Annotated in this window: 24 protein-coding genes and 1 pseudogene; 8 read left to right on the top strand and 17 right to left on the bottom strand. The window is 54.0% G+C overall.

The genetic code is table 11. The features are described 5' to 3' along the window. Positions 1–3 precede the first annotated feature (3 nt). From sufE to sufA, 6 genes are read right to left on the bottom strand one after another with little or no spacing between them, the layout of a single operon-like run. The gene (sufE, locus tag DD597_RS03635) at positions 4–420 is read right to left on the bottom strand and encodes a cysteine desulfuration protein SufE (RefSeq protein ID WP_003857730.1); all 417 of its coding nucleotides are present in this window, start codon (positions 418–420) and stop codon (positions 4–6) included. 14 nt (positions 421–434) lie between these two features. After that, complete coding sequence (gene sufS / locus DD597_RS03630) at positions 435–1655, bottom strand: cysteine desulfurase SufS (protein ID WP_129255959.1); 1221 nt, start codon at positions 1653–1655, stop codon at positions 435–437. Then, entirely contained in the window at positions 1652–2923 is a 1272-nt protein-coding gene (sufD, locus tag DD597_RS03625) for a Fe-S cluster assembly protein SufD (RefSeq protein WP_022650922.1), read from the bottom strand. The genes sufS and sufD overlap by 4 nt, the downstream gene beginning before the upstream one ends. Next, positions 2898–3644, bottom strand: a complete 747-nt coding sequence (sufC, locus tag DD597_RS03620; RefSeq protein WP_003857736.1) for a Fe-S cluster assembly ATPase SufC — start codon at positions 3642–3644, stop codon at positions 2898–2900. Before sufC ends, sufD begins: the two co-directional genes overlap by 26 nt. 9 nt (positions 3645–3653) lie before the next feature. Further along, positions 3654–5144, bottom strand: a complete 1491-nt coding sequence (gene sufB, locus DD597_RS03615) for a Fe-S cluster assembly protein SufB (protein WP_003857739.1) — start codon at positions 5142–5144, stop codon at positions 3654–3656. Positions 5145–5152: 8 nt separating this feature from the next. Next, complete coding sequence (sufA, locus tag DD597_RS03610) at positions 5153–5521, bottom strand: Fe-S cluster assembly scaffold SufA (RefSeq protein WP_003857741.1); 369 nt, start codon at positions 5519–5521, stop codon at positions 5153–5155. A 496-nt stretch (positions 5522–6017) separates the two neighbouring features. Between sufA and DD597_RS03600 the strand changes: the two genes are divergently transcribed. Together DD597_RS03600 and DD597_RS03595 are read left to right on the top strand one after the other, a co-directional pair. Beyond that, entirely contained in the window at positions 6018–6377 is a 360-nt protein-coding gene (locus DD597_RS03600; protein ID WP_129255958.1) for a CHAP domain-containing protein, read from the top strand. Between the two features lies 1 nt (position 6378). Then, positions 6379–6831: a DUF3828 domain-containing protein gene (locus tag DD597_RS03595; RefSeq protein WP_048208803.1), complete on the top strand. Its 453-nt coding sequence runs from the start codon at positions 6379–6381 to the stop codon at positions 6829–6831. A gap of 110 nt (positions 6832–6941) precedes the next feature. On the opposite strand, the gene DD597_RS03590 is transcribed toward DD597_RS03595, so the two are convergent. Together DD597_RS03590 and DD597_RS03585 are read right to left on the bottom strand one after the other, a co-directional pair. Next, positions 6942–7670 carry a MerR family transcriptional regulator gene (locus DD597_RS03590; RefSeq protein ID WP_003857744.1) on the bottom strand — a complete coding sequence of 243 codons (729 nt, stop codon included), beginning with the start codon at positions 7668–7670 and terminating at the stop codon, positions 6942–6944. A 189-nt stretch (positions 7671–7859) separates the two neighbouring features. Beyond that, the gene (locus DD597_RS03585) at positions 7860–9080 is read right to left on the bottom strand and encodes a diguanylate phosphodiesterase (protein ID WP_003857746.1); all 1221 of its coding nucleotides are present in this window, start codon (positions 9078–9080) and stop codon (positions 7860–7862) included. 339 nt (positions 9081–9419) lie between these two features. Here DD597_RS03585 and ycgZ point away from each other — a divergent pair, with 339 nt between their 5' ends. The 4 genes from ycgZ to fdhF all read left to right on the top strand — a co-directional run bounded on the left by ycgZ (position 9420) and on the right by fdhF (position 12636). Beyond that, on the top strand, positions 9420–9659 hold the full coding sequence (gene ycgZ / locus DD597_RS03580; protein ID WP_003857747.1) for a regulatory protein YcgZ: 240 nt from the start codon (positions 9420–9422) through the stop codon (positions 9657–9659). Positions 9660–9663: 4 nt separating this feature from the next. Then, on the top strand, positions 9664–9984 hold the full coding sequence (locus DD597_RS03575) for a hypothetical protein (protein ID WP_032658210.1): 321 nt from the start codon (positions 9664–9666) through the stop codon (positions 9982–9984). Between the two features lie 29 nt (positions 9985–10013). Then, positions 10014–10292: a biofilm/acid-resistance regulator YmgB/AriR gene (locus DD597_RS03570; protein ID WP_003857748.1), complete on the top strand. Its 279-nt coding sequence runs from the start codon at positions 10014–10016 to the stop codon at positions 10290–10292. A gap of 193 nt (positions 10293–10485) precedes the next feature. Beyond that, positions 10486–12636 (top strand): formate dehydrogenase subunit alpha, encoded by a 2151-nt coding sequence (gene fdhF, locus DD597_RS03565; protein ID WP_063401521.1) that lies wholly within the window; start codon positions 10486–10488, stop codon positions 12634–12636. Between the two features lie 51 nt (positions 12637–12687). Here fdhF and DD597_RS03560 read toward each other — a convergent pair whose 3' ends face one another. The 6 genes and pseudogenes from DD597_RS03560 to DD597_RS03535 all read right to left on the bottom strand — a co-directional run bounded on the left by DD597_RS03560 (position 12688) and on the right by DD597_RS03535 (position 18691). Continuing rightward, on the bottom strand, positions 12688–13341 hold the full coding sequence (locus DD597_RS03560) for a LuxR C-terminal-related transcriptional regulator (RefSeq protein ID WP_023324523.1): 654 nt from the start codon (positions 13339–13341) through the stop codon (positions 12688–12690). Positions 13342–13382: 41 nt separating this feature from the next. After that, complete coding sequence (locus tag DD597_RS03555) at positions 13383–13895, bottom strand: fimbrial protein (RefSeq protein WP_129255957.1); 513 nt, start codon at positions 13893–13895, stop codon at positions 13383–13385. An 11-nt stretch (positions 13896–13906) separates the two neighbouring features. Continuing rightward, on the bottom strand, positions 13907–14854 hold the full coding sequence (locus DD597_RS03550) for a fimbrial protein (protein ID WP_110108340.1): 948 nt from the start codon (positions 14852–14854) through the stop codon (positions 13907–13909). Between the two features lies 1 nt (position 14855). After that, on the bottom strand, positions 14856–17399 hold the full coding sequence (locus tag DD597_RS03545) for a fimbria/pilus outer membrane usher protein (protein WP_129255956.1): 2544 nt from the start codon (positions 17397–17399) through the stop codon (positions 14856–14858). 27 nt (positions 17400–17426) lie between these two features. Then, positions 17427–18103 (bottom strand): annotated as a pseudogene (locus DD597_RS03540) (molecular chaperone). 57 nt (positions 18104–18160) lie between these two features. Next, positions 18161–18691, bottom strand: a complete 531-nt coding sequence (locus tag DD597_RS03535; protein ID WP_022650915.1) for a fimbrial protein — start codon at positions 18689–18691, stop codon at positions 18161–18163. A 354-nt stretch (positions 18692–19045) separates the two neighbouring features. Between DD597_RS03535 and DD597_RS03530 the strand changes: the two genes are divergently transcribed. After that, positions 19046–19705, top strand: a complete 660-nt coding sequence (locus DD597_RS03530) for a winged helix-turn-helix transcriptional regulator (RefSeq protein ID WP_003857763.1) — start codon at positions 19046–19048, stop codon at positions 19703–19705. A 77-nt stretch (positions 19706–19782) separates the two neighbouring features. Then, the gene (locus DD597_RS03525) at positions 19783–20412 is read left to right on the top strand and encodes a helix-turn-helix domain-containing protein (protein ID WP_032658193.1); all 630 of its coding nucleotides are present in this window, start codon (positions 19783–19785) and stop codon (positions 20410–20412) included. 46 nt (positions 20413–20458) lie between these two features. Here DD597_RS03525 and DD597_RS03520 read toward each other — a convergent pair whose 3' ends face one another. The 3 genes from DD597_RS03520 to DD597_RS03510 form a co-directional block, all read right to left on the bottom strand. Continuing rightward, positions 20459–20653: a YdiH family protein gene (locus DD597_RS03520; protein ID WP_003857766.1), complete on the bottom strand. Its 195-nt coding sequence runs from the start codon at positions 20651–20653 to the stop codon at positions 20459–20461. An 85-nt stretch (positions 20654–20738) separates the two neighbouring features. Continuing rightward, a complete protein-coding gene (gene menI / locus DD597_RS03515; RefSeq protein WP_003857767.1) occupies positions 20739–21149 on the bottom strand; it encodes a 1,4-dihydroxy-2-naphthoyl-CoA hydrolase in 411 nt (136 codons plus the stop codon). After that, a complete protein-coding gene (locus DD597_RS03510) occupies positions 21146–24202 on the bottom strand; it encodes an FAD-binding and (Fe-S)-binding domain-containing protein (protein WP_129255955.1) in 3057 nt (1018 codons plus the stop codon). Before DD597_RS03510 ends, menI begins: the two co-directional genes overlap by 4 nt. Positions 24203–24347 lie beyond the last annotated feature (145 nt).

Here is a 24347-nt window from a genome sequence, read left to right as displayed (position 1 = left end):
AGTTTAGCTAAGGATTGCGGCTTTGGCGCGTATGGCGCGGATCATCGCTTCCAGTCCCTGGGATCGGGACGGGGTGAGGTGTTGGGTTAAGGCCATTTTTTCAAACCACGGGCGAACGTCAAAGGCGACAATATCCTGCGCCGACATCTGGTGATAAAGAATAAATACGACGGCAATAAGCCCCTTCACAATGGCGGCATCGCTGTCACCCTGTAAATCGATTACGCCATCATCCGTCTGCTGCATCTGGATCCAGACCTGGCTCTGGCAGCCCTGAATGATGTTGTCCGGGTTATGCGCCTCTTCGCTGAGCGGCGGCAGGCGCTGACCCAGTTCGATGATATAAAGGTATTTCTCTTCCCAGTTCGCGCAACGCCCAAAGTTGCGCAGCAATTTATCTCTGTCCGGCAAATCTGCCATCTCTCGCCTCTCCGTTAGCCAAGCAGCTGGTGAATACGTTTTAATCCCGCCACCAGTCTGTCGACCTCTTCCGTTGTGTTGTACATCACCAGCGATGCGCGGCACATGGCCGGTACCTCATAATACGCCATCAGCGGCATCGCGCAGTGATGCCCGGTACGCACAGCGACGCCGTAATTATCAAGGAAACTGCCTACATCATAGGCGTGATGCTTGCCGAGGTTGAAGGCTATCACACCCAGACGGTCAGCAGGACCATATAAGGTCAGTTCCGGGACGCTGGCCAGCTCCTGCAAGGCATAATGCATCAGCTGTTGTTCGTACTCCTGAATCGCCGCCAGCCCCGTTTCAGAGACGTAGCTAATGGCCGCGCCCAGCCCGATGATCCCGCCCGTGTTGGGCGTACCCGCCTCGAAGCGCCAGGGCGCACGGGCGTATGTTGTGCCGTCCGTCAGGCTGACGGTGGCGATCATGGACCCGCCCCCTTCCCACGGCGGCATGGCCTGGAGAATGTCCTCTTTCACATACAACACGCCGATGCCCGTCGGGCCATACAGCTTGTGCCCGGAGAAGACGTAGAAATCGCAGTCCAGGGCCTGAACGTCAACCGCATGGTGCATCACCGCCTGGGCACCATCAATCAACACTTTCGCACCGGCCTGATGGGCTTTGTCGACGATCAGCGCCACCGGATTTTCCGTGCCCAGCACGTTTGAAACGTGGGTCACCGCCACAAGCCGCGTTCTGTCGTCCAGCAGAGCGTCCAGCTTTTCCAGCTGGAGCGTGCCGTCTTCATTCAGGGGGATCACCCGCAGTTGCGCCCCCACACGCTCGCAGAGCATCTGCCAGGGCACGATGTTGGCGTGGTGCTCCATCTGGGTGATGATGATGTTATCCCCCGCGTGCACCTGCGCATTACCCCAGCTGTTAGCCACCAGGTTGATCCCTTCGGTGGTGCCGCGCACGAACACCAGCTCTTCCGGCGAACGCGCGTTGAGGAAGGCTGCAACCTGCGTGCGCACGTTTTCCATGCGCTGGGTCGCCTCGGCGCTCAGGGTGTGGATCCCGCGATGTACCGCCGCATAACCGTGGCGGTAAAACTCGGCTTCCGCATCCACCACCTGATTTGGTTTTTGCGCGCTGGCCGCACTGTCGAGATAGGCCAGCGGCAGACCGTTCACTTCACGGGTCAGTACCGGAAAATCTGCCCGGACTTTCTCTACGGGAAATGTCATGCTTCGCCTCCAGGCAGTCGCTGACCGATACGGGCCAGCACCTGCTGTTTAAGTCCGCCATCGGGCAGCGCTTCCGTCAGCTCAGCCGCAAAGGCGTAAATAATCATCTTTTGCGCGGCCTGCTGGTCTATCCCGCGCGAGCGCAAGTAGAACATCTGCTCATCGTCAATACGCCCGACCGTCGCGCCGTGACTGCATTTCACGTCGTCCGCATAGATTTCCAGCTGTGGTTTGGTGTCCACCTCTGCCAGACGTCCCAGCAAGAGGTTGTTGTTGGTCATCTGCCCGTCAGTTTTGATGGCGTGCTGCGCCACGTTGATCAGGCCGTTGAACACCGCACGTCCTTTGTCGCTGACGATGGTTTTGTGCAGCTGACGGCTGTTGCAGTAGCCTTTGTTATGCTCAAGCCAGGTGCGCGTGTCGCACACTTCTGACTTCACCGGCATCGCCAGGCTGTTAATACGCAACGTAGTGTTTTCACCGTTCAGCTGGGTGCTGGTATTGTGGCGCAGCACCGCGCCGCCAAGCAGAAAACTGTGGCTGTACGCCGCGGCATCCTGGCCCAGCAGAATATCGTTGTGGGCGAAGTGGTGACTGAGCGGATTCTCAAACGCCAGCTTGATGTGGTGCAGTTGGGCATTGGCCGCCACGTTCATCGTCAGACGCGAACCGGTAAAATGACGGGTGTCGTTAAGGCTGACGTAATGCTCGATCACCGTCGCCTCCGCCCCTTCTGCCAGCTCAAGATGGTGGCGATAGTGGGCGGTGTTAATCTCATCACCCGCAACGCCCTGGGTGATATGCATCAGCAGCAGCGGTTTCGCCGGGCGCTGGTTACGCTTAACGCGAATATGGGTGACAGATTGTGACAGGCTCTCTGTCAGGTGCAGGAAGACTTCAGGCTGAACAGGCGCGTTCAGCGACTGACGTTCATCGTTAATGACGATATCGAACCCGCTCTCCTGCACGCTGTCGCTCAGCTCCGCACGGAACAGACCGTCGACAAACACCAGACGCACGGCATCCACGCTCAGCGCCAGCATGTCGCGCTGATCGGGGCTGACCTGCGCCAGACGGGTGACAAACTCGCCGTTCAGCAGGCCATCCAGCGGGGTATATTTCCAGTTCTCATGTTTACGCGTCGGTAAACCGAGACGCAGCATCTGCTGGAGATGGTGCTGAGCCTGTTCAGAGCGCGCTCCAGCCTGCGCTTCAAACAGCCGGTGCCACTGCTGAAGTGCATTACTGCTGTTCGGTAAGCCAGCCATAACCCTGCTCCTCCAGTTGTTTAACCAGCGTAAAGTCACCGGATTTCACAATGCGTCCCTGGTAAAGCACGTGGACATAGTCCGGCTTGATGTAGTCCAGAATTCGCTGGTAATGTGTCACGATGATAAATGAGCGGTTGCCATCACGCAGGGAGTTCACCCCGTCGGCAACGATCTTCAGGGCATCGATATCCAGCCCTGAATCGGTCTCATCGAGAATGCACAGCGCTGGCTCCAGAACCGCCATTTGCAGAATATCGTTACGTTTCTTCTCACCGCCGGAGAAACCCACGTTTACCGAGCGGGTCAGCAGATCTTCCGGCATTTTCAGCAGCTTGATCTTCTCTTCCATCAGATCCTGGAAGTCAAAGCGATCCAGCGCCTCAAGGCCGCGATACTTGCGCACCGCGTTCAGCGCGGTTTGCAGAAAGAACTGGTTGCTGACGCCCGGAATTTCCACCGGATACTGGAAGGCCATAAAGATGCCCTCGCCGGCACGCTCTTCCGGCGACATCTCCAGCAGATCTTTGCCGTTAAACTCAACGGAGCCGCTGGTAACTTCATAATCTTCGCGTCCTGCCAGCGTCGCTGAAAGCGTACTTTTCCCGGAGCCGTTTGGCCCCATGATGGCGTGAACTTCACCCGGTTTGACGTCAAAATTGAGGCCACGCAGGATCTCTTTCTCTTCCACGCTAACCTGTAAATCTTTAATGCTTAACATGTGCTTTCCTTAACCGACGCTGTGTTCAAGACTAATGGCGAGGAGTTTCTGGGCTTCAACGGCAAATTCCAGCGGCAGTTCAGAGAACACGTCCTTACAGAAGCCGTTAACGATCATTGAAATCGCATCTTCTTCACTGATCCCGCGTTGCAGGCAGTAGAAAAGCTGATCTTCACCAATACGTGACGTAGTTGCCTCATGCTCAAGCTGGGCGCTGTTATTGCGGCATTCGACATATGGGAAGGTATGCGCCCCGCAGTCCGCGCCAATCAGCATGGAGTCACACTGGGTGAAGTTACGCGCGTTGGTTGCCGTCGGCATGATTTTCACCAGCCCGCGATAGCTGTTCTGGCTGTGACCGGCAGAGATCCCTTTGGAGATGATGGTCGATTTGGTGTTTTTACCGATGTGGATCATCTTGGTGCCGGTATCGGCCTGCTGATGACCGCTGGTCAGCGCCACGGAGTAAAACTCACCGATGGAGTTGTCGCCGCGCAGAATACAGCTCGGGTATTTCCAGGTAATGGCGGAGCCGGTTTCTGACTGCGTCCAGGACATTTTGCTGTTTTCGCCTTCGCACAGCGCACGCTTGGTGACGAAGTTCAGAATACCGCCGGTGTTACCGTCGCCCGGGAACCAGTTCTGTACCGTAGAGTACTTCACTTCCGCATCTTTATGGATGATGACCTCCACCACCGCCGCGTGCAGCTGGTAGCTGTCGCGCACAGGAGCGGAGCACCCTTCGATGTAGCTAACGTAGCTGCCTTCATCGGCCACCAGGATGGTGCGTTCAAACTGGCCGGTTTTTTCCGCGTTGATGCGGAAATAGGTCGAGAGCTCCATCGGGCAGCGCACGCCTTTCGGCACGTAGATAAAGGTACCGTCTGACGCCACCGCCGCATTCAGTGCCGCGAAGAAGTTATCGTTACTGGGTACCACGGTGCCAATGTACTTTTTCACCAGCTCCGGGTGATCGTGAATGGCTTCCCCGAAGGAGCAGAAAATAATCCCCTGCTCCGCCAGTTTTTCACGGTAGGTGGTTGCCACCGAGACGGAGTCAAAAATGGCGTCTACCGCCACCTCTTTGCCTTCGCGCACGGGCACGCCGAGCTGATTGAACGCCTCTTCCACCTCTTTACTCAGGAAGCTGTTCTCGGCACCGGTTTGCTGTACCGCACCGGGTTGCGAGGCGCAGGTATCATCACAGCTGCCGCAGGAGGGCGCAGAGTAATAGCTATAATCCTGATAGTTCAGCTTATCGTAATGCGCTTTCAGCCAGTGGGGTTCTTCCATCTCCAGCCACGCGCGGAATGCGCTCAGGCGAAACTCCAGCATCCACTCCGGCTCGTTACGTTTCGCCGAAATGGCGCGCACGACCTCTTCGTTGATGCCTTTCGCCAGTTCATCGGTTTGCAGCTGCGTGAAGAAACCCTCTTTATAGTTGAGGTGTCCGCCGCTCCAGGTGTTTACATCACTCGTTGCTTCAGTATTACGAGACATAGTACCGCCTATACCCCAAAGCTTTCGCCGCAGCCGCATTCGTTCTGGGCTTTCGGGTTATGAAATTTGAATAACTGGTTTAAACCTTCCCGAACGTAGTCGACTTCGGTTCCATCGATAAACGGCATCGCCTGTAGTGCGACGTATAACTTTGCACCGTCGGTTTCAAAGACCAGATCGTCCTTTTCAGGTTCGGTTACGGTATCCAGCACGTAGCCAAATCCCGCGCAGCCAGTCTGCTTAACGCCTAAGCGTACGCCGAGGATGTCGGGATTTTTTGCCACCAGCTCATGAATATGCGCCGCCGCCGCGGGCGTCAGCGTTAAGCCACGCCAGGCAAAATCGGCCGGATTGAAGGTTTCTGAATGCAGTTCCATAGGTCCACCTCATCTGATAAGCCACCAGGGCATAACACCATGTTAGTGATAACGATTATCACTTCAACCCCCTGCGAGCAGGGGCTTTGGGCTAAACCGCCCTTTTTGGCTACTTTCATTAAGCATAGACCCTGTGACGGGATGCGGATGGGATGGTTAGATTTGTTCAATGCATTGATAAATAATGCATTTCATAAGAAAGGCGGTAAGGTGGCGGGCAATGATAAAAATTGTATTGGAAATACCTATTTTTAAGATAGCTAAAGTACACCCAGGCACCAAATACATTATTTACGTATGCCTCCCCCTTAAGCCAGGTTCTTTTTAATCCTTTTTTGCCTTACCTGGGTGCGCATAAAGACGTTTAATGGATGAGTTAACCATTATTTATCAGTCTGATAGTGGTTAAATTCCGCTCATGATTATTTACATAAACTCATCCCTTTTCGGCGTAATGTTTCCCTTGTTAACCATTTATTCAATAAGGGATTAAATTATGTGGAGTGCCCATAAAGCCGCAGTTCATGCTCGCCAGCATGCAGGTCAGTATAGCCAGAAAAGATGTGCAGAATTTGTTTCGAAATCCATTCGCGCCGGCGGTGCTAATCTACAGAACACGCATTATGCTAAGGATATGAAAAGCAATTTAATTCTGGCGGGTTTCCACCAGGTTTACGGTGAGCCTGTTGAGGGCGATGTAGCGGTGATCCAGCCCACAGCGCACCCCCCCTATGGTCACGCTTGCATCTATGGAGGGAACGGCGTCTGGTACTCTGATTTTGTTCAGCGAACAATGTATCCGGGAAAAGAATACCGGGAAATGAAGCCAGCATATGCAATTTACAGGCATGACTGACATGAAAAAAATAATCCTGGCGCTCCTGCTTCTGCCCACTCTCGCATCCGCTGCACAGAAGTTACCCCCTGAGGTATCCGCTGCCCTTCAGTTTAATAAGTGGTACATCTCGCAAATTATTACCGGGAAAGAGCCCCTGAAAAACTATGAAGCGCTGAGGCCATATGTAACCCGCGAAACCATCAGCAAACTCAAAGCCATAGATAAGCTGGATCCAGAAGAATATGACGTGCCTGACGTCGATATGTTCATCAAGGCTCAGGGATATGAAGATGACTGGGACATCGTCAGTGCGCGGGCGCTGGATTACGATGCCGCCTGTATGCAGGTTTATATCTCATTCGGGAAAAAGCGGGATCACACCGTGATTGACTGCATGGTCAAGGAAGATGGCGCGTGGAAAGTTGAATCCGTGGCCAGCATGAATATTTCAGACAACCTGATGATGGAATAAACCGACGATATGACAGGGGTACTGATGCTATGCATCTTCGCGGATACCCCTGTCGTATCGCCAGAAGGCTAAAAACCCGCGCTGGCGGTTTACCGTTGGCCCCCTTAACATCAGTGATGGATCGAAACGGCGAAACCCTGTTCACGCCAGTGGTCGAGCTGCTCCTGTTGACGAGGCGTAGGCGCTTTACCGGTCCAGACGAAGATTTTTTGCCCGGGGAAGAGTTCCGGACGCGGAGAATCAATCGGCTCAGCCAGCACGTCGATATGCCAGCCTTTGTAGGCAAGACGGGCCGCTTCCAGCCACAAATGCGTACGGTCGTCGCACTCCCACCCAATCAGCAGCGCATCCTTACCTGCTTTTTTTCGCGACTCACCCAGGCTTGCAACGGCAAACTCAATCAGGACACCGTCCAGCAGGCTCGCCATGTGACGCACCGTATTCTGGTCCTGGTTCATTCGCTGCCGCACAGGGGTGATGATGTTATCTATCAGAACATCCATCGCATGGTCACGGCGGAACTCGCCGATTTTGGCGCGCAGTTTTGCCGGGCTGGCATAGCGCAGAACGGTTAACATCTCTTCCTGAAACGATGCCCAGTTCCCCTGAGTCATCACTTCTGTATTTTCAAGAAGCGCTTTTACTTTACCGACCGAAACACCCGTTTTCATCAGGCGTTTGATCTCTTCGATACGCAGGATATCTTCATCGTCAAACTGACGATGGCCCCCTTCGCTTCGCTGCGGCTTCAACAATCCATAACGGCGCTGCCAGGCACGCAACGTAACGGGGTTGATACCGCATCGTTCGGCCACTTCGCCGATACTGTAATAGGCCATTAACTCCCTCACGCACAATACTTCCATACCTAACCAAACCAACCTTATCAGATTGTACAAATCATTTGTATAACTAACTCCTCGTTCTGAGACAAGTGAATGGCTCAAAGAACCACTCACTCGTTAATATATTGTTGTATAAATTTAGCCGTACGTACAGGTCACTTTTAACAGTTACGTACAGGTTTTTTATAAATCGTACTTTTTCTCGGGCCAGGCAATCGCCGGAATGCCCCCCAGACGCGGGCTGGCGAAAAGGTGACCCTGGAACTGAGAAATCCCGGCAGATTCCAGCCACATCCACTCTTCAGCTAGCTCTACGCCTACCGCACAGAACAGAATTTCCAGGGAGGCGCAGCATTTAATGATTGACTGAATGATTGCCTGACGCGGGCCGCTCTTGTGCACGTTAGCAATCAAATCACGGTTGATCTTGATTCTGTCCGGCTGGAACTGGGCCAGCAGTTGCAGACCGGCGAATCCCGCGCCAAAGTGATCGATGGCCACGCTGATCCCGGCGCTTTTAAGCTGTCTGACCGCGCTGGTGAACTCTTCGAAGCGCGAGATCGCCTCGCTCTCGGTGAACTCGACCACAATTTGCTCCGGCACAAAACCGTTCGCCTCAATTGCCGTCAGTAAAAAATCGACGGCGCCAGGAACATTGACCAGCGTCATCGGCAACAGATTAATGGACAACGTTTGAGTCTGTAGGCCCAGCGCGCTGGCCATCGACAAAGCCACCTGCTTACTCTTCAGATCCGATTCGTACAGCGCCTCACGCGACAGGTTGGCAAAGTAGCTTTCCGGGGACTCACCGGACGGCGTGCGGATCAGGGCTTCCCAGGAAACCACCTGCTGCATAAACGGATCGACGATAGGTTGAAATGCGAAACTACAGTCCGCGCCCTTTGCCACTACCGTTGGCTGGGAGGATAATGGCGTGTTTTCGGTGACAAACTCCCAGGCGTCAGCCGGAGGCAGCTCAAAGTAGTTGGCTTTTTCAGTGGCCTCAACGAAGGTGCGGAAAAATTGTAGGGCGCGATCGTTATAGGTCAGCTGATAGCGGGTTGTGCCTTTATCGAGTACCTTTTGTAGCACTTCGTCGGTGTCGTACTGACGAAGGTCAAAGAGCTCCATACCTACGTTGCCAAAACGTCTTGAAGGCCCGTGATCGCTTAATAATTCGACCACGTTGTGATGCCGTGGGTCACGGCAGATGAGCTGATAGATCTCCTTAACGTTATCAGCGGGCCCTTCAAGTAACTGAAAGAAGTGTGTGCCGTTAAACAGCAAAATCCCCGTCACATCGAACTGGCGATTTCTACAATTTGCAGCAGCGACCATGTCTTCCAGCGCTTTCACTGGAACGTCCTCGCAGATATGACTGCGGTAAATAATGGTTGTGAGCATGCTAATCCTGAAGATTGAGGGGGTGACCACGAAAACACGTGGGGAGAACTCTGTTATAGCACATTAATTACCCAATAAATAATTTACATCTCAACAATTTACATGACTTCTTTGCGCCTTTTCCGGGCTTGTACAACTCTGCAACGCCACTTCGAATTGTACAATATATTTTGTGAATTTAGCAGTAAGCTGTATACATATAACCATATGATAAATATATACTTTATCAAATATATTATAAAATATTTAAAAAATTGTACATTTTTAATGTACAGATTTGAAAATTATGTATACCTTAAATGTAACGTTACTGATTACGAAAATTTACAGGAGCGAAACATGCAGCAGAACGGACACCTCGCAGACACAGCAACAGCAATTGCGCAGTACTTCGAAAAAGCCGCGCTTCCAACCCAACAGGAAACATTGGGTCAGGTTGTTGTTGAAATCCTTAGCGACGGGCGGAATCTGAATCGCAAATCGCTCTGCACAAAACTGTTAAGTCGCCTTGAAAAGGCCAATGGCCCGGAAGAGGAGCATCATTATCACATGCTTCTTGGCCTGCTCTTCGAACGTTAATGTTATGAACAGCAGTGATGCGGACAGACTGATCGACCAGCTTATTGGAGAAGCCGCTCTTTCACTTTTGAAGGAGCGCGGTCCTGTAACGACCGAGGGATTGGTTCAGCGTCTGCGTAACATGCAAGCCTGTGAGACGGATCCCCAGCGGCGGGAGACATTAGCGAGGGTGATAGCTGAAATCAGCTCTGGCACGGTCGCTTTTAAAGGTCGCAGAACCGCACAAGGACGAATTCAGAGAGAGGGATCTCTCAAAAATAACCGAGACAATGTAGTGCCGTTATTTGGAAATGGAAAACCGTCCGATCCCAAAAAGATACATTGACTACAACTTTACAGCTACGGTGAGAACAAATGAGACAAAATATTCAGCTTCAACCCGAATACCACTCCGCCTTTTTAGATAGCGCGTTGTCGGAGTATTTCCGTCACGCAGGCGATCGCTTTGCTGAAGAGTCTGCCATTTTTTCGACTGCGGTTCGTTGTGTTCTTGCTTCCGAAGGTCATCTGACCAACAAAGCGATCATTCTCTGGCTGATCCAGACGCTGGAATCCACCGATGATGTCGTTAAGGCGGATGTGATCCGCAAGACGCTGGAAATTGTCGTCGGTTACACCATGGACGATCTTTAACGCCTCACTCTTCCCATCTCTTCGGATAGCGTGTCATCGTCAATTCTGACGAACGGACTGACGATGACACGCCCTCTCTCCCCTAACGCCCTGTTAATCAAGCACGCCGAATTTGGCATGGATCCTGCTTAGTCCGCTAAGGGACTGGGCTTTCCAGTAAACATTGCTTCATTTCTTAACAGGTCTGTTATTGATGAAAAAAATCGCCAGCGTCTGCCCCTACTGCGGTGCAGGCTGCAAACTTAACCTCGTCGTTAAAAATAACCGGATTATCCGTGCCGAAGCCGCTGATGGCGTAACTAATCAGGGCACGCTTTGCCTGAAAGGGTTCTACGGCTGGGACTTTCTTAATGATACTCGGCTGCTTACCCCCCGCCTGACGCAGCCCATGATCCGCTACAGCAAAGGCGAGGCCTTTACCCCTGTTACCTGGGAAGAGGCCATTCGCTATACCGCTTACAGGCTTAAAAGCATCAAAGAACAGTACGGCCCTCGGTCCATTATGACCACGGGTTCCTCGCGGGGAACGGGCAATGAGACCAACTATGTGATGCAAAAATTTGCCCGTGCGGTGTTGAATACTAACAACGTCGACTGCTGCGCCCGCGTCTGTCACGGTCCGTCCGTTGCCGGTTTACAGGAGACCCTCGGCAACGGCGCCATGAGCAATTCCATTAACGATATTGAAAACTCAAAATGCCTGCTGGTATTCGGCTATAACTGCGCCGACTCTCACCCCATCGTCGCCCGACGCGTGCTTAAAGCACGTGAAAATGGCGCTAAAATCATTGTCTGCGATCCGCGTCATATTGAAACGGCACGCATTGCCGATCTTCATCTTCAGTTAAAAAATGGCAGTAACATGGCGCTGGTCAATGCCTTTGGCTATGTCCTGCTTGAAGAGGAATTGTACGACAAAAACTACGTTGCTCGCTTTACAGAAGGGCTTGAGGCGTACCGACTGACGGTAAAAGATTACGCACCCGAGCAGGTTGAACATCTGACGGGGATCCCCGCGCGGGATGTTCGTCAGGCAATTCGCATGTTCGCAGCGGCGCCTTCAGCAACGGTGATGTGGGGTATGGGCGTCACGCAGTTTGGTCAGGCGGTCGATGTGGTGAAAGGTCTCTCCAGCCTGGCACTGCTGACCGGCAATCTGGGCCGCCCTGCCGTCGGCGTGGGGCCGGTTCGCGGGCAAAATAACGTTCAGGGCGCCTGCGATATGGGTGTTCTGCCCAATATGTTCCCCGGCTACCAGGACGTCACTGATCCGGCGGTCAGACTGAAATTTGCCGATGCGTGGAAAATCAATGTCAACCGGATGGACGATCGCGTCGGAACGCGTATCACCGAAGTGCCGCATCTCGCGCTGGAAGGTAAGATCAAAGCGTATTACATCATGGGGGAAGATCCGCTTCAGACAGAAGCCGATCTGGGTCTGGTCCGCCGCGGCTTTGAGGCGCTCGATTTTGTGGTGGTTCAGGACATCTTTATGACCAAAACGGCAGAGCTGGCTGACGTGCTGCTCCCTGCCACCTCATGGGGAGAACACGCCGGTGTGTTCACCTGTGCCGATCGCGGCTTTCAGCGTTTCGGCAAAGCCATTGAGTCCAGCGGCAATGTCAGGCGCGACTGGGAGATCATCAGCCTGCTGGCCACGGAAATGGGCTATCCCATGCATTACGAGGATAACCAGCAGATCTGGGACGAAATGCGCGAGCTGTGCCCCCTCTTCTACGGCGTGACCTACGAAAAAATGGGCGAGATGGGTCACGTTCAATGGCCGTGCCCGACGCTGGATCATCCCGGTACGCCGTACCTGTACAAAGATAATCAGTTCGATACCCCGAGCGGTAAAGGGCAGCTCTTTGCCGCACCGTGGCGCGCGCCAGCGGAAATCCCGGATGCGGATTTCCCGCTGGTGCTCTGTACGGTCCGCGAGGTGGGCCACTACTCCTGCCGCTCCATGACCGGGAACTGCGCCGCGCTGCAAAGCCTGGCCGACGAGCCGGGCCGGGTGCAAATTAACCCGGCCGACGCGGATGAACGGGGGATTGCCGAAGGCCAGCTGGTCTGGGTACGTTCACGCCGGGGTAAAGTGATCACCCGCGCCAGCATCAGCGAGCGCATCAATGCGGGAGCAATCTATATGACCTACCAGTGGTGGATTGGCGCCTGTAATGAGCTGACGCAGGATAATCTCGACCCGATCTCCAGAACGCCGGAAACGAAGTATTGCGCCGTGCAGCTTGAGGCAATCGAGGACCAGCGCTGGGCGGAGGATTTTGCGGCTTCCGCGTACCAGACCATGAAGACGCGGTTGATCGCTGCGGTTAACGTTTAAATGCTTGCCGGGTGGCGGCTATCGCTGCCCGGCCAGCTATCCGCTGCCGTTTCAGGCTATTTGTTGTGCATAATTATTTTCCAGGTAATCGCGAAGCAGGTTCGGCCGGCTCTTTTTCTCCATCAGCCTTCTCAACAGTACGATCAGCTCGTAATCGCTTCGCAGATTAAATTTTTGCATCATCATATATTTATGGGTAAAGACCGTTTTTTCGCTCATCTCCAGCGCCTGAGCGGTCTGCACTACCGACAGCCCTCGGTAAAAATTGACCAGAATACGAATTTGTTGCCGGGATAACCCTTTATGCTGGCAGTCGAAACAGGTCTTTTTATTCCAGGTGTAACCCGGTAATTGCGTCGTGAACCACGCAATAAACAGAACGCCGCTAATACGATCAAGCGATGCCCGGCGAGGAAGAAAAATAATGTCCTGAAAGCAGGAAGGCAGCGCCGAAAAGCGCAGCTCATCGTCGACGAGACCTATCACAATTCCTTTTTGTCGGGCCAGTAACTCCGGAAAACAGGTCAGCGTTTCCCCCTGACATAATGAAAGAACAATAATATCGGCCTGGCTGACGTTTTCATTGGTCAGCGCCAGGTGAAAAGTGATGGAGCGATGAAAGTTATGCTTAAAAAAATCTTCGAAAAAGCTCTGTAGCCCAGCCTGAAAAAACAGATCCGTTTCCTGAATCAGAATATTTAACATAGTTCACACCAACGTCTTTAAAAAAGGCTTATCACCGGCATTCAGTTGTACTGCATCGTCATCACCACAACCGCGCGGATGCTTCCCGGCGTGGCGCCCCCCGTCATGGATTTTACCGAGGCCAGCATAGCTAATGTCGCGGTTCTGTCCGCGGCAATGGTCTGGGTCATGCTGGAGCCTGTTCCTTTAAGCGCACCGGTTTGGGCATCGCGCATGGCTATCGCCACATGTGTGGCCGAACCGCTGTTCATAAAATAGTCCGCGCCCGCCTCAGGATCGGGGCTGCCGGTGAAAGCGACGGTCACACTCTGCGTTCCCGTTGGGCACTGGGTAAACAGCAGACTGAAAGGCACCGGATCCGATGTTGAGCCCGGCGTCGCCATATTGGTTGCCTGAATATTGCCCAGATAGACATCGAGATTGTTATTGCCGCCATTAAATATGCATGGCGACGCCACGATATTTCCCGTCACACCGATGTTGACGCTATCAGCGGAGCATACCTTCCCGCTGAGTAAGGCAAGTAACAGCAGTGTCCTGCATCTTATTTTCATCTTCTTACCTGCTACTGGTAGGTCAAATTCAGGGTGGCGGAGGCATTCGCTGAACCTGACTCCACGCGGGTTAACGTCTGGTAATATCGGGCCGTTAATGGCAACGTCTCTTGCCCCCCGGCAGACTGTCGCAAAAATAGTCGGCTGTTCATCGCCAGCGGTGCACCGTTATAGATTAGCTGCACCCCCACCCCTTTTGCAGTGCCGGCATTTCCCTGCCCGGTTAAGGCCATCACGCTGGTATTGGCGCTGTCCGGATTCTGTATTCCACTGAGCGAGACCGTAATATTGGTTCCGGCGGCGCAGGTCAGGCCCAGGTTTTGCGTGTTCTGTGCTCCCGCTGGCGTGGTGCCCACCGTGGAGCCGAACGCCGAAGCGGGAATATCCCCTATAGGAAACGTCAGCTGGGCCGTATTCACCGTGCACGCCAGAGCATTGATGGTGCCGGAGGTGAGCTGCGTGGTCAGACCGTCACGGTAGAGGCCGTCGCTTCCCTGAAGCGTCACGACGCCAATCACACCCGGCGTTAATGCCCCCGATGAGACCGGACCCGTCACCACCAGCTCAATCCTCCCGCCGTACCAGTCCACATAGGAGGTCTGCGCATTGTACGAGAACGTATTGCTCGGGTTTTCAAAATAGCCGTTGGAAGAAAAGCGTATTCCTATCCCGCTGACGTTCGTGTTGTAGACATGGTTGCCGTAGCTGCTCAACGTGGCGCCGTTGTAGCGCATGCTGAATCCCAGCATCAGCGGATTCGTACACCCGGTAAGATAGGAGCCTGTGGCTGACGCCGCGCCGGAAAATACTACCGTGCCGACAGGCGCATCGCGCTGCACGTTGATCGTCCCCACGGACAGGGTGGAAAGCTGCGGGGTGATGGTGGTGCAGGTACCGGCCCGAGCCATATTTGCCGCCGCGAGCAAACAGAGCAGCAGCATCGTCTTAAGACATTTCATGTTAGCGTTCCTGACGGCAGGTGGCGCGTATATCAGCGATCCCACCGTACGTTGAGTGATTCGGCAGCGTGAAATCAGCGCGGCATTGCTGGCTGGCCTGACTTCCCCATGTGGCGACTAACGTTCCCTGCTCGCGCATCCCGGTTAAATAGACCTGACCGCGATCGCCGACAATAAAACTGCCGCTGTCATCACCCACAAGGGTGACCACCGCCCCAAACGGAACGGCGCGATCGTTGTCGGTCAGGGTCATCAGCACCCGGCGTCCTGACTTCGGCAGATAATCGGCTCTCACCACCGCTCCCCGCGTCGGCGTCACCGTGCGGGTGTTGATCTCCAGCTCGACATCGTCCGGCATATTTTCCGGGTCGAGGGTGAGATCGTTTTTCCGGTAGACAGAAAGGTTGCTCACGACCGTATATCCGCGAAAATCTGTCCGTACACCGGGCTGATTGCGGATATCCACGTCGTGGGCGCCAGGGGCTTTGATTAGGACGCTGGTCTCCCCCAGCGGCTGGGAAAGCGTGATGCCATCAGCATGGGCGAGAATGCCGCCTTGCAGCCCGTAATTCAGGCGTTCACTGTTTTTGTCATAACCATAACCTGCCGTGACTTCGCCATAGGTGCCTTTGTAATCCGCGTTCACGTTGCCGGTATAGCCCACGCCCTCTGTGCCGTATCCCTGCTGGACGTTCCAGTTCAGGGCACGATTCTCAAGCGCCACTCCGTTCAGGCCGACGTTATGCGTCGTCCCGTTATTGCTGCTGGCGTTCATGCCATAGTTAGCCCATGTCTGCGGCAAAAATTTATCCAGCGGAATGCTGACGTTGAACGCCAGAAGCTGGTCGTGGTCAGCGTTTTTTTGGCTGTCGCGGGTCTCGGACGCTGAGCGGACATTTTTGCTGTAGGTCCATGTCAGGCCATAGCTGATGTTGTGCCAGTAGTTGCTATAGCCGACGCTCCACGAAGCCATCGACTTACCGTCATTCCAGTAATCTTCCCGCGCCGCACTGAGGGTAAGCGCGCCCAGATTGTCCCCCAGCGTCTGGCTCATCGTCAGCTCGGCACGGTTACGCCGCCTGTCCTGAAGCGCGCTGCTGTCGCCGTACGAATCGAGGACGTCCTGCATCCCGTAATAGCCGCGGGTCGAGTAGCGATACCCGGCAATCGAAAAGTTCGTCCCGGTAGTGATAAAATTCTTGCTGTATCGGGCCCGCCACGACTGACCGCTTGTTTTCGCGGTATGTTCCGGCGTTGACCAGCCCTGAGTGACGTCTGCGGATACTGCCCCGAGATCGCCCATGTTCTTGCCCACCCCCAGAGCCGCTGACTGGTACTTATCTGCCCCCTGAACGCCGCCATAAAGCGTGATGCCGTGCGGGAGGCCGTAAATTCCGGTCAGTTGCCCGAAGGAGGTTTTCTCCACGCTACGGTTATACGAGCGATACTGCCCGGCGGTAAGGGCATATTTCAGGCGTCCCTCCCGTTGCAGGACCGGCAGCGAAGCGTACGGCAGGGTGAAATGTTGCTCACTGCCATCAGCTTCGACGATCGTCACATCAAGATCGCCCGCGCCGCCGGTGGGATACATATCCGCGATCTCAAACGCGCCCGGCGCCACGTAGCTTTGGTAGATTTGATAGCCATTCTGACGCACCACGACCTGCGCGTTAGTTCGCGCAATACCGCGCACCACCGGCGCATAGCCTTTCAGGGAATCCGGCAGCATATCGTCGTCGGACGCCAGCTGGACGCCGCGAAACGGCATGCTGTCAAAGACATCGGCAGGCGCGGAACTGTCTCCGAGCGTAAGCTGGGCTTGCAGGGGAATAATCGCGCGCTGAATCAAGGTGTAGACGTTGTCCCACTTATCCTGGCCGGACGCATCGCGGGACCAGGTGGTGTAGTTGCGTAACCGCCAGGGACCGACGTTGATCCCCGGCCGCAGGTTTGCATACTGGCTGTCGCTGCGGGTGCCTGCCCCGCTTCTTGCCCGGCTGTTTGCCCCGCTCAGGCTGTAGTTGAGCATGGCCGCGGTAATGCCTTCATCCCACATATCCGGCGGAACGTAACCTCTCGCTGGCAGGTCTATGGCCGCCTGTGGGATGCTGATCGCCAGGCGCTGGGCGCCAAACTGGAAATCCGCGCTGGCCTGTGGAATCGCCCTGAGATCGGCGCATTCTTCTTCCGCGGCGTCGAGCTGCGGGAAAAGCGCCGTTTTCACGCCCCACGCTTTTAACTGCCCGATACTCAGGCACGGCTGCAACGTTTCACTGCCGTTAGCATCCTTCACTGCCATGAAACGAATATCCCGCGTTTCCAGCAGCCGATCGTCAAGAATAATATCAACATGGTATGTCCCGGGCGCCTGCGAGCCGGATTCAAAGGCAGATAAATCCGCTTTCCCCATTCCGGGATTATCCAGCTCTACCAGTTCCGTATTAAACGTCTCACTGGCATACAGTGTGGGAGAGACACCAGCAAGCGCGAGGGCAATAAATATTGCCAGGCGCGCAGGCTGCATTGTATTCAATGCCGTTGTCATGACGAGCACCTGATTAACGCGTAAGGATCACAAACTGGCCCGGTGTAATTCACCAGGGCTGCCATAATCGTTAATGACTTTAAACGTCAGCGTATTGCCACTGGTTCCATTCGGTAACGGGAAACGGGCTGTGCCCGAAGGCATCACATACGTGACATCGTCAAGTTTCTTATTACCCAACGTAATTTCATTGAAATTGATAACGTACGGCGTTGGATTATTAACCAGAAGGGTATTTCCCGCACGACGCCAGGTTAATTTATTGGCCTGCTCCTCGGGGGTAGACGCACGAAGAGCCTCTGGTCGATAAATTAATTTGATGCGCGTTTTGACGGCAATTTGCAGCGAGTTCATCTGCTTAGAGGCTGACGGAATAGCTTTGATGTTCAGCCAGAATAAACTCTCCTGCCCTTGAGGCAGAGAGCCTGTCATGACAATACGCTCGAGGTTTTTTGTCCGCCGTCCAGCCGATACAGCGGAGGAGTAATAATAAAAGGCGTTTTACCCGATTGTTCATCCTGAACATCTATCCACGACTGAATTAAATAAGGACCGTTATCAGGATTCGTAATATTTATTGACGCTTCTTTTTTAGCCCCATCAAAAATAACACGGGTGCCGCCAATAATTACTCCTGCACTGGCGGATGTTAACGTCAGCGGTAACAGCGCCATAACCAGGCCCGTTGTGGTGATAAAACGCATTTTTTTACCTCATAAAACAAGGGGCCAGGCGGCCCCCTGCTAATTACTGCCATTGACTTAGTTGTACACCACAGAGAAGTTCGCGACCGAGTTAGCCGGGCCCGCGGTAACGGATGCCGCGGTGGAAATATACTGCGCGTAGAAGCTCAGCGTATTATCAGCCGTACTGCTGAGTGCGTAGGTATAGCTGTTGCTGCCGTGCAGCGGCAGATCGGCTTTATCTGCCGTCATCAGGTTAATCGCCACCCCGGTAGCCGCTCCCGCCACGGACGTATCAATCGCCAGCAGGCTGGCGTTGGTTAAATCCGGCGTGCCATCAAAACGGACTTTTGCATTGGTGACCGTTACCGGACAGTTTTTCAAAATAATATTAAACTGCGTCGCAGCCGTTCTCGCCCCGGTTGTCGGGAATTCCGTTTTATAATAATCGCCCAATACCACCACCTGATTCTGGGATGCCACATCAACGTCGCAGGCAGAATCCAGAATATTTCCGTTAAAATTAACGGTACCGGCCGCTGCCAATGCATTGGTCATAGTGAGTACAGAACCTGCCGCTAACATTGCCATCATCAATTTTTTATTCATAATTTTATATCCCGTATTACTCTATTTATTACCGACATTCAGTTGCAGAAATTAACCCCCTTCCGACGAGTCAAAATTTATACAACTCCTTTTCCGCATACAATCAATTTTGAGGTCTAGCTGTAGACCCTCTTTTAACAAATAAAAAACATATTCACTCGGAAATAGCTTAAGAATAATGTCCACAGTCTACTTTTAGACCTGAACAAAAAAAGTTGCAATTTCAATTAATTAACGCTTAAAAAAAGATAAGTCTATAATTAGACTCGCTGCAAACATTCCCTGACCTGCTGTTTTTTAAGATAATTCTTTATGCCGATCAAAAAATGATCGCATCAGTCAGTGAGGTCTCAAATGAATACCCGATTCGCGCCTGAGTCAGAAATTGATAAATCAACAGTGCTCGGCGCTAAGCCTTTTAAGCACATTGAAAAAATAATCGATAATGTTTTGCCGCATGCGGAGAGAGGCATTATTGCCAGAGGAGAAATTATCCATTATTGCTCCGGCGATACCCGTCAATGCTTTTTACTGTTGCATGGCAGCGTGGCGTTGCACCGTCGCGGGGACGGTATCGTCTTAAATTCTGAATCTGCGCCATTTATACTCGGCGTGAGCAGCCAGTTATCGTCTGAGCACCTGTACGTCAGAGCGCTGGAAACCTCAGAGGTGGCCAGCGTTTCGCTGGCGCGTTTCAATCATGTTGTCGCACAACAGAATTTATGGGAGCACTTCTCAAACCTGCTGATCTATACCGCATCGCGCGTTTACGAACATTGCGCCCAGATATCGCAAATGTCGGCTTATGACATTATCCGCTTTCAGCTGGTTGAGTTGATGCAGGAGCCGGAAGCCATTAGACAAAACATTACCGCCGCAGCCTATATCAAAAGCCGCACCTATCTTTCACGCAGTGGCATTATGCGGATCCTCGCGGAGTTGCGGACGGGGAAATACATCACCATGGAGCGTGGCGTTCTAGTAGAGATCCATCACTTACCCCGTAAATACTGAGGCTGTATTTATCTCTGGAGAAGGTGGAAAAGAAGAGCGACACTATAGAGAGTACAGTCTCTTTCCAGGTTAACTCTATGTCTTCTGACAAACCATCGCATCGCGGATCTCCCTATGCTCAGGAACTGATTTCTCATTTACAGCCGCACTGCACCACGCATAAAACCGATCCCGGCGAGCAACTTAATCTCCAGGTAAACGGGCAGAGCATGTGTTATTTAATTCTTGACGGCACGGTCGCAATATACAGAAGAAGCGACGACATGATGCTTTCGACGGCGCGCAGTCCCGCCCTGTTTGGCCTCGCTAACCTGACGGACATCTATTTTACCGACTACCTTCGAACGGTAACGCCTTGCCTGATTGGTGTGCTCACGACCGAGCGGGTGGCTGAAATTATCAAAGAGAAGGCGCTGTGGGGGCTGCTTTCTAATCATCTGATGTTTGTCTATAACCGGCTTTATCACAACGTCATGCCGAAAGGCGCGCCAACCGCGTACGAGATGATTCGCCAGCAGCTCGTGCTGCTGATGCAGGAAGATGACAGCTACCGACGTAGCGTGACGGCGGAAAGGTATATCAGGGATAAAACCCAGCTTTCCCGCAGCGGCGTAATGCGGATCCTGGCTGACCTGAAAACGGGCGGGTTCATCGAAATGGAAGAAGGCCGGCTGATTAAAATTAATAAACTGCCTGCCAGATACTGACTGTCAGACACAAAAAAGGCCGCGCTTGCGGCCTTTTCTTCACTGCTTAATGGACGTGAACGCCCAACCGCCAGGCAAAGTAGATCTCTTCTTTCAGTTCGTTTGAAGAGAGCGCCAGCAAATCCGTAAATTCCAGCTCAAGCTGTTTCAGCTTTTTCAGGTACTGCGCGGGAGACAGATTGCTTTTATCGCGACGTAAATATTCAATTGCCAGCTGTGTTGGGGTTATTTCAGTATCCATGATGTCCTCGCTTATGTTCAAAACGTGACCAGTATATCACAATCAGGCGGCTAATTTTTGACCAAAAGCAAGACATCCGGAAACTTTACACAACGGCCGTCGTCAGCCTTGATGAACAACACAGGCGATCCTGCTCGTCCAGGATATCAATTTGCCACACCTGATGGCGGCTTCCAGCATGCAGCGCCCGGCAGACGCCGCGCACGCGCCCGCTGCGAACGGAGCGGATGTGGTTGGCATTGACCTCCAGACCCACCACCTTCTGCTCTCCTTCCGTACACAGGTAGCCCGCCACCGATCCCAGCGTTTCGGCCAGCACGACGGACGCGCCGCCGTGTAACAGGCCAAACGGTTGATGAGTACGGCAGTCTACCGGCATCGTCGCTTCCAGTTCGTTGTCGCCAATGCGCGTGAACTGGATGTCCAGCAAACCGACCATGTTCTCCGCGCCCATGGCATTTAAGGCCTCCAGCGTGACCGCACGTTTCCAGATCATCCGATAATCTCCAGTAAAGCCTGCAATGGATGGCGAACGCCGTTACCTTCCACCCGTTTCACCTGGCTGCGGCAGGAGTAGCCCGTCGCCAGACAGCGGTTGCGTGGCAGGCGCTGCATCGCCTGATGCCACGACAGCTCGTAAATGCCGAGCGAATTAGCGTGGTTTTTGACTTCATGGCCGTAGGTTCCGGCCATACCGCAGCAGCCCACGTTGACGCTTTCCAGCTTCGCGCCAAACCGGGCGAAGATAGAAGCCCACTGGGCAGGCGCCGTCGGCAGCGCCGTCACTTCGGTGCAGTGCCCAAACAGGTACCAGGATTCTCCGCTGACCTCCTGAGGGGGCGTTTGCGTCAGCACCGCAGGCAGCCACTCGTGTACCAGTAAGACCTGAAAATCACCGCGCTTATCGCCGAGCGTCTGCTTATATTCGTCCCGGTAACAGAGCACCAGCGCCGGATCGACGCCCACCATCGGCATGCCGAGCTGCGCCACGCGATTCAGAAAATCTGAAGTTTTCTGCGCGGTTTTCGCAAAGCGGGTGAGGAAGCCTTTAATGTGCTGCGCCTTGCCGTTCGGCGAGAACGGCAGCACCACCGGCTGGTAGCCGATTTTCTCGGCCAGTCGGACAAAATCGGTCACCACCTGCGCATCGTAATAGCTGGTAAACGGATCCTGCACCACCAGCACCACCTTCGCTTTCTGCTCAGGGCTTAATGCTTCCAGTTGTTCCAGGGTCATATTCGCCGAGCGGTGCCCCACCAGCCGACGCTGGAGCGATGGCACCGACAGCAGCGGCAGATCCACCATGCCGATATGTTTTTCAGACAGTTTTCGCACCAGTGGCTGGTTGATAAAGAAGTTAAAGGTTTTTGGCGCACGGGCCATCAGCGGCGCGTAACTCTCCACCGTCGCTACCAGATGATCGCGCATCGGGCGTAGATAACGCGTGTGGTACAGCTGGAGGAAGCGGGAACGGAATTCCGGTACGTCAATTTTAATTGGGCACTGGGTTGAACACGCCTTACACGCCAGGCAGCCGGACATCGCCTCTTTCACCTCATGCGAGAAATCGTATTCGCCTTTGTTCGCATGCCAGCTGTTGCGGGTGCGTTCGATAAGCCCGCGCAGGCTCGCGCGTTTTTCCGGCAGCTCCTGTTCCAGCTTGAGCGGGTCAACGCCGCGGTCGGCCAGCAGGCGCAGCCATTCGCGCACCAGCGTGGCACGCCCTTTTGGGGAGTGGATGCGGTTGCTGGTGATTTTCATCGACGGACACATCGGGCTTTTCACATCGAAGTTAAAGCACAGCCCGTTGCCGTTACACTCCATCGCGCCGCGCCAGGAAGCGCGTACCGCAATCGGAATTTGGCGGTCATAGGTGCCGCGCTTAACGGCATCCACCTGCAACATCGGCGCATCAACGCCCTCCGGCGGGCAGATTTTTCCCGGATTGAGGCGGTTATCAGGATCGAACGCGGCCTTCACCTTACGCAGCTCGGCGTAGAGCTGTTCGCCAAAAAAGGCCGGGCTGTACTCGGCGCGGAACCCCTTGCCGTGCTCGCCCCACAGCAAACCGCCGTATTTGGCCGTGAGGGCCACGACCTCGTCGGAGATCGCCTTCATCAGGATCTCCTGCTGCGGATCGCACATGTCCAGCGCCGGGCGCACGTGCAGCACGCCCGCGTCAACGTGCCCGAACATGCCATAGCTCAGACCATGGCCGTCGAGCAGCGCGCGAAACTCCACGATATAATCCGCCAGATGTTCCGGCGGCACGCAGGTATCTTCCGCAAACGGAATCGGCTTCGCCGCCCCTTTCGCGTTGCCGAGCAGCCCCACCGCCTTTTTACGCATCGCGTAGATTCGCTCGATGCCGGAGAGATCGTTACACAGCTGCCAGCCAATGACGCCGCCTTCCCCCTGCGCAATCAGCTCGTCCAGACGCTGGCAGAGCGTGCTTACCTGGCTCTCAATCAGCTCTGCGTCATCCCCGGCGAACTCGACGATGTTCAGGCCGAGCATCTCTTTATCCGGCACGTCGGTAATCAGTTCGCTCACCGAATGCCAGACAATATCCTCCCGGGCCAGGTTCAGGACTTTTGAATCGACGGTTTCCACCGACAGCGCCCGCGCCTCCACCATAAACGGTGCATTACGCAGCGCGGAGTCAAAGGAGTTGTATTTGACGTTCACCAGACGGCGCACCTTTGGCAACCGGGTGATATCCAGACGCGCTTCGGTGATGAAGGCCAGCGTCCCTTCTGACCCGGTCAGTACGCGGGTAAGATCAAACTGGCTCATATCGTCATTGAAGACATGTCGCAGATCGTAGCCCGTCAGGAAGCGGTTTAGCTTCGGGAATTTGTCAAGGATCAGCTCGCGATTTTCGCGGCAGCGCTCCAGCACGGTGCGATAAATCCGTCCGCTGGTGGTGCTCTCTTTTGCCAGCGTTTCGGCCAGCTCGATCGCCATCGGTTGGGTATCGAGGATATCGCCCCCCAGCAGCACCGCCCGCACACCCATAACATGGTCGGAGGTTTTGCCGTAGACCAGTGAGCCCTGCCCCGAGGCATCGGTGTTGATCATCCCGCCAATGGTCGCGCGGTTACTGGTGGAAAGCTCCGGCGCAAAAAAATAGCCGTAAGGTTTCAAAAACTGATTCAACTGATCTTTGATCACCCCCGCTTCCACACGCACCCACCCCTCTTCCGGGTTGATCTCAATGATGCGGTTCATATAGCGGGACATATCAATGATGATGCCCTGGTTCAGCGCCTGCCCATTGGTACCCGTCCCGCCGCCACGCGGGGTGAAGACCAGGGAGCTGAAACGCTCCTGCGATGCCAGACGGGCGATGAGCGCCACATCGGCGGTAGAGCGCGGGAAAACGACGGCATCGGGAAGAAGCTGGTAAATACTGTTATCGGTCGCCATCGTCAGCCTGTCGGCATAATCGGTAGCGGTGTCACCTGTAAAACCCTGTTGCTCCAGTGCCTGCAAAAAATTAAGCACCAGCTGAACGACGCCCGGTGCCTGAGAAATCTGTGGGATCATTGCTGTCGACCCTAATGAGAATAGTGTGAAATCGTTTGCGTTGTGTCTGGAAAGTTTTATCACATTTTTTTCTTATGTGCTTCGTAGAATTACGGGCAAAATCCGCCTGTCAAAAATCGCTGAAATCACTAATGATTAGAGAGAT

This window comes from Enterobacter cloacae complex sp. 677-3DZ2D5B (assembly GCF_004136695.1).
Taxonomy (GTDB): Bacteria; Pseudomonadota; Gammaproteobacteria; order Enterobacterales; family Enterobacteriaceae; genus Enterobacter; species Enterobacter hormaechei_C.
Note: the sequence above shows the minus strand (reverse complement) of the source record. Positions and strands in the feature narration are given on the sequence as shown.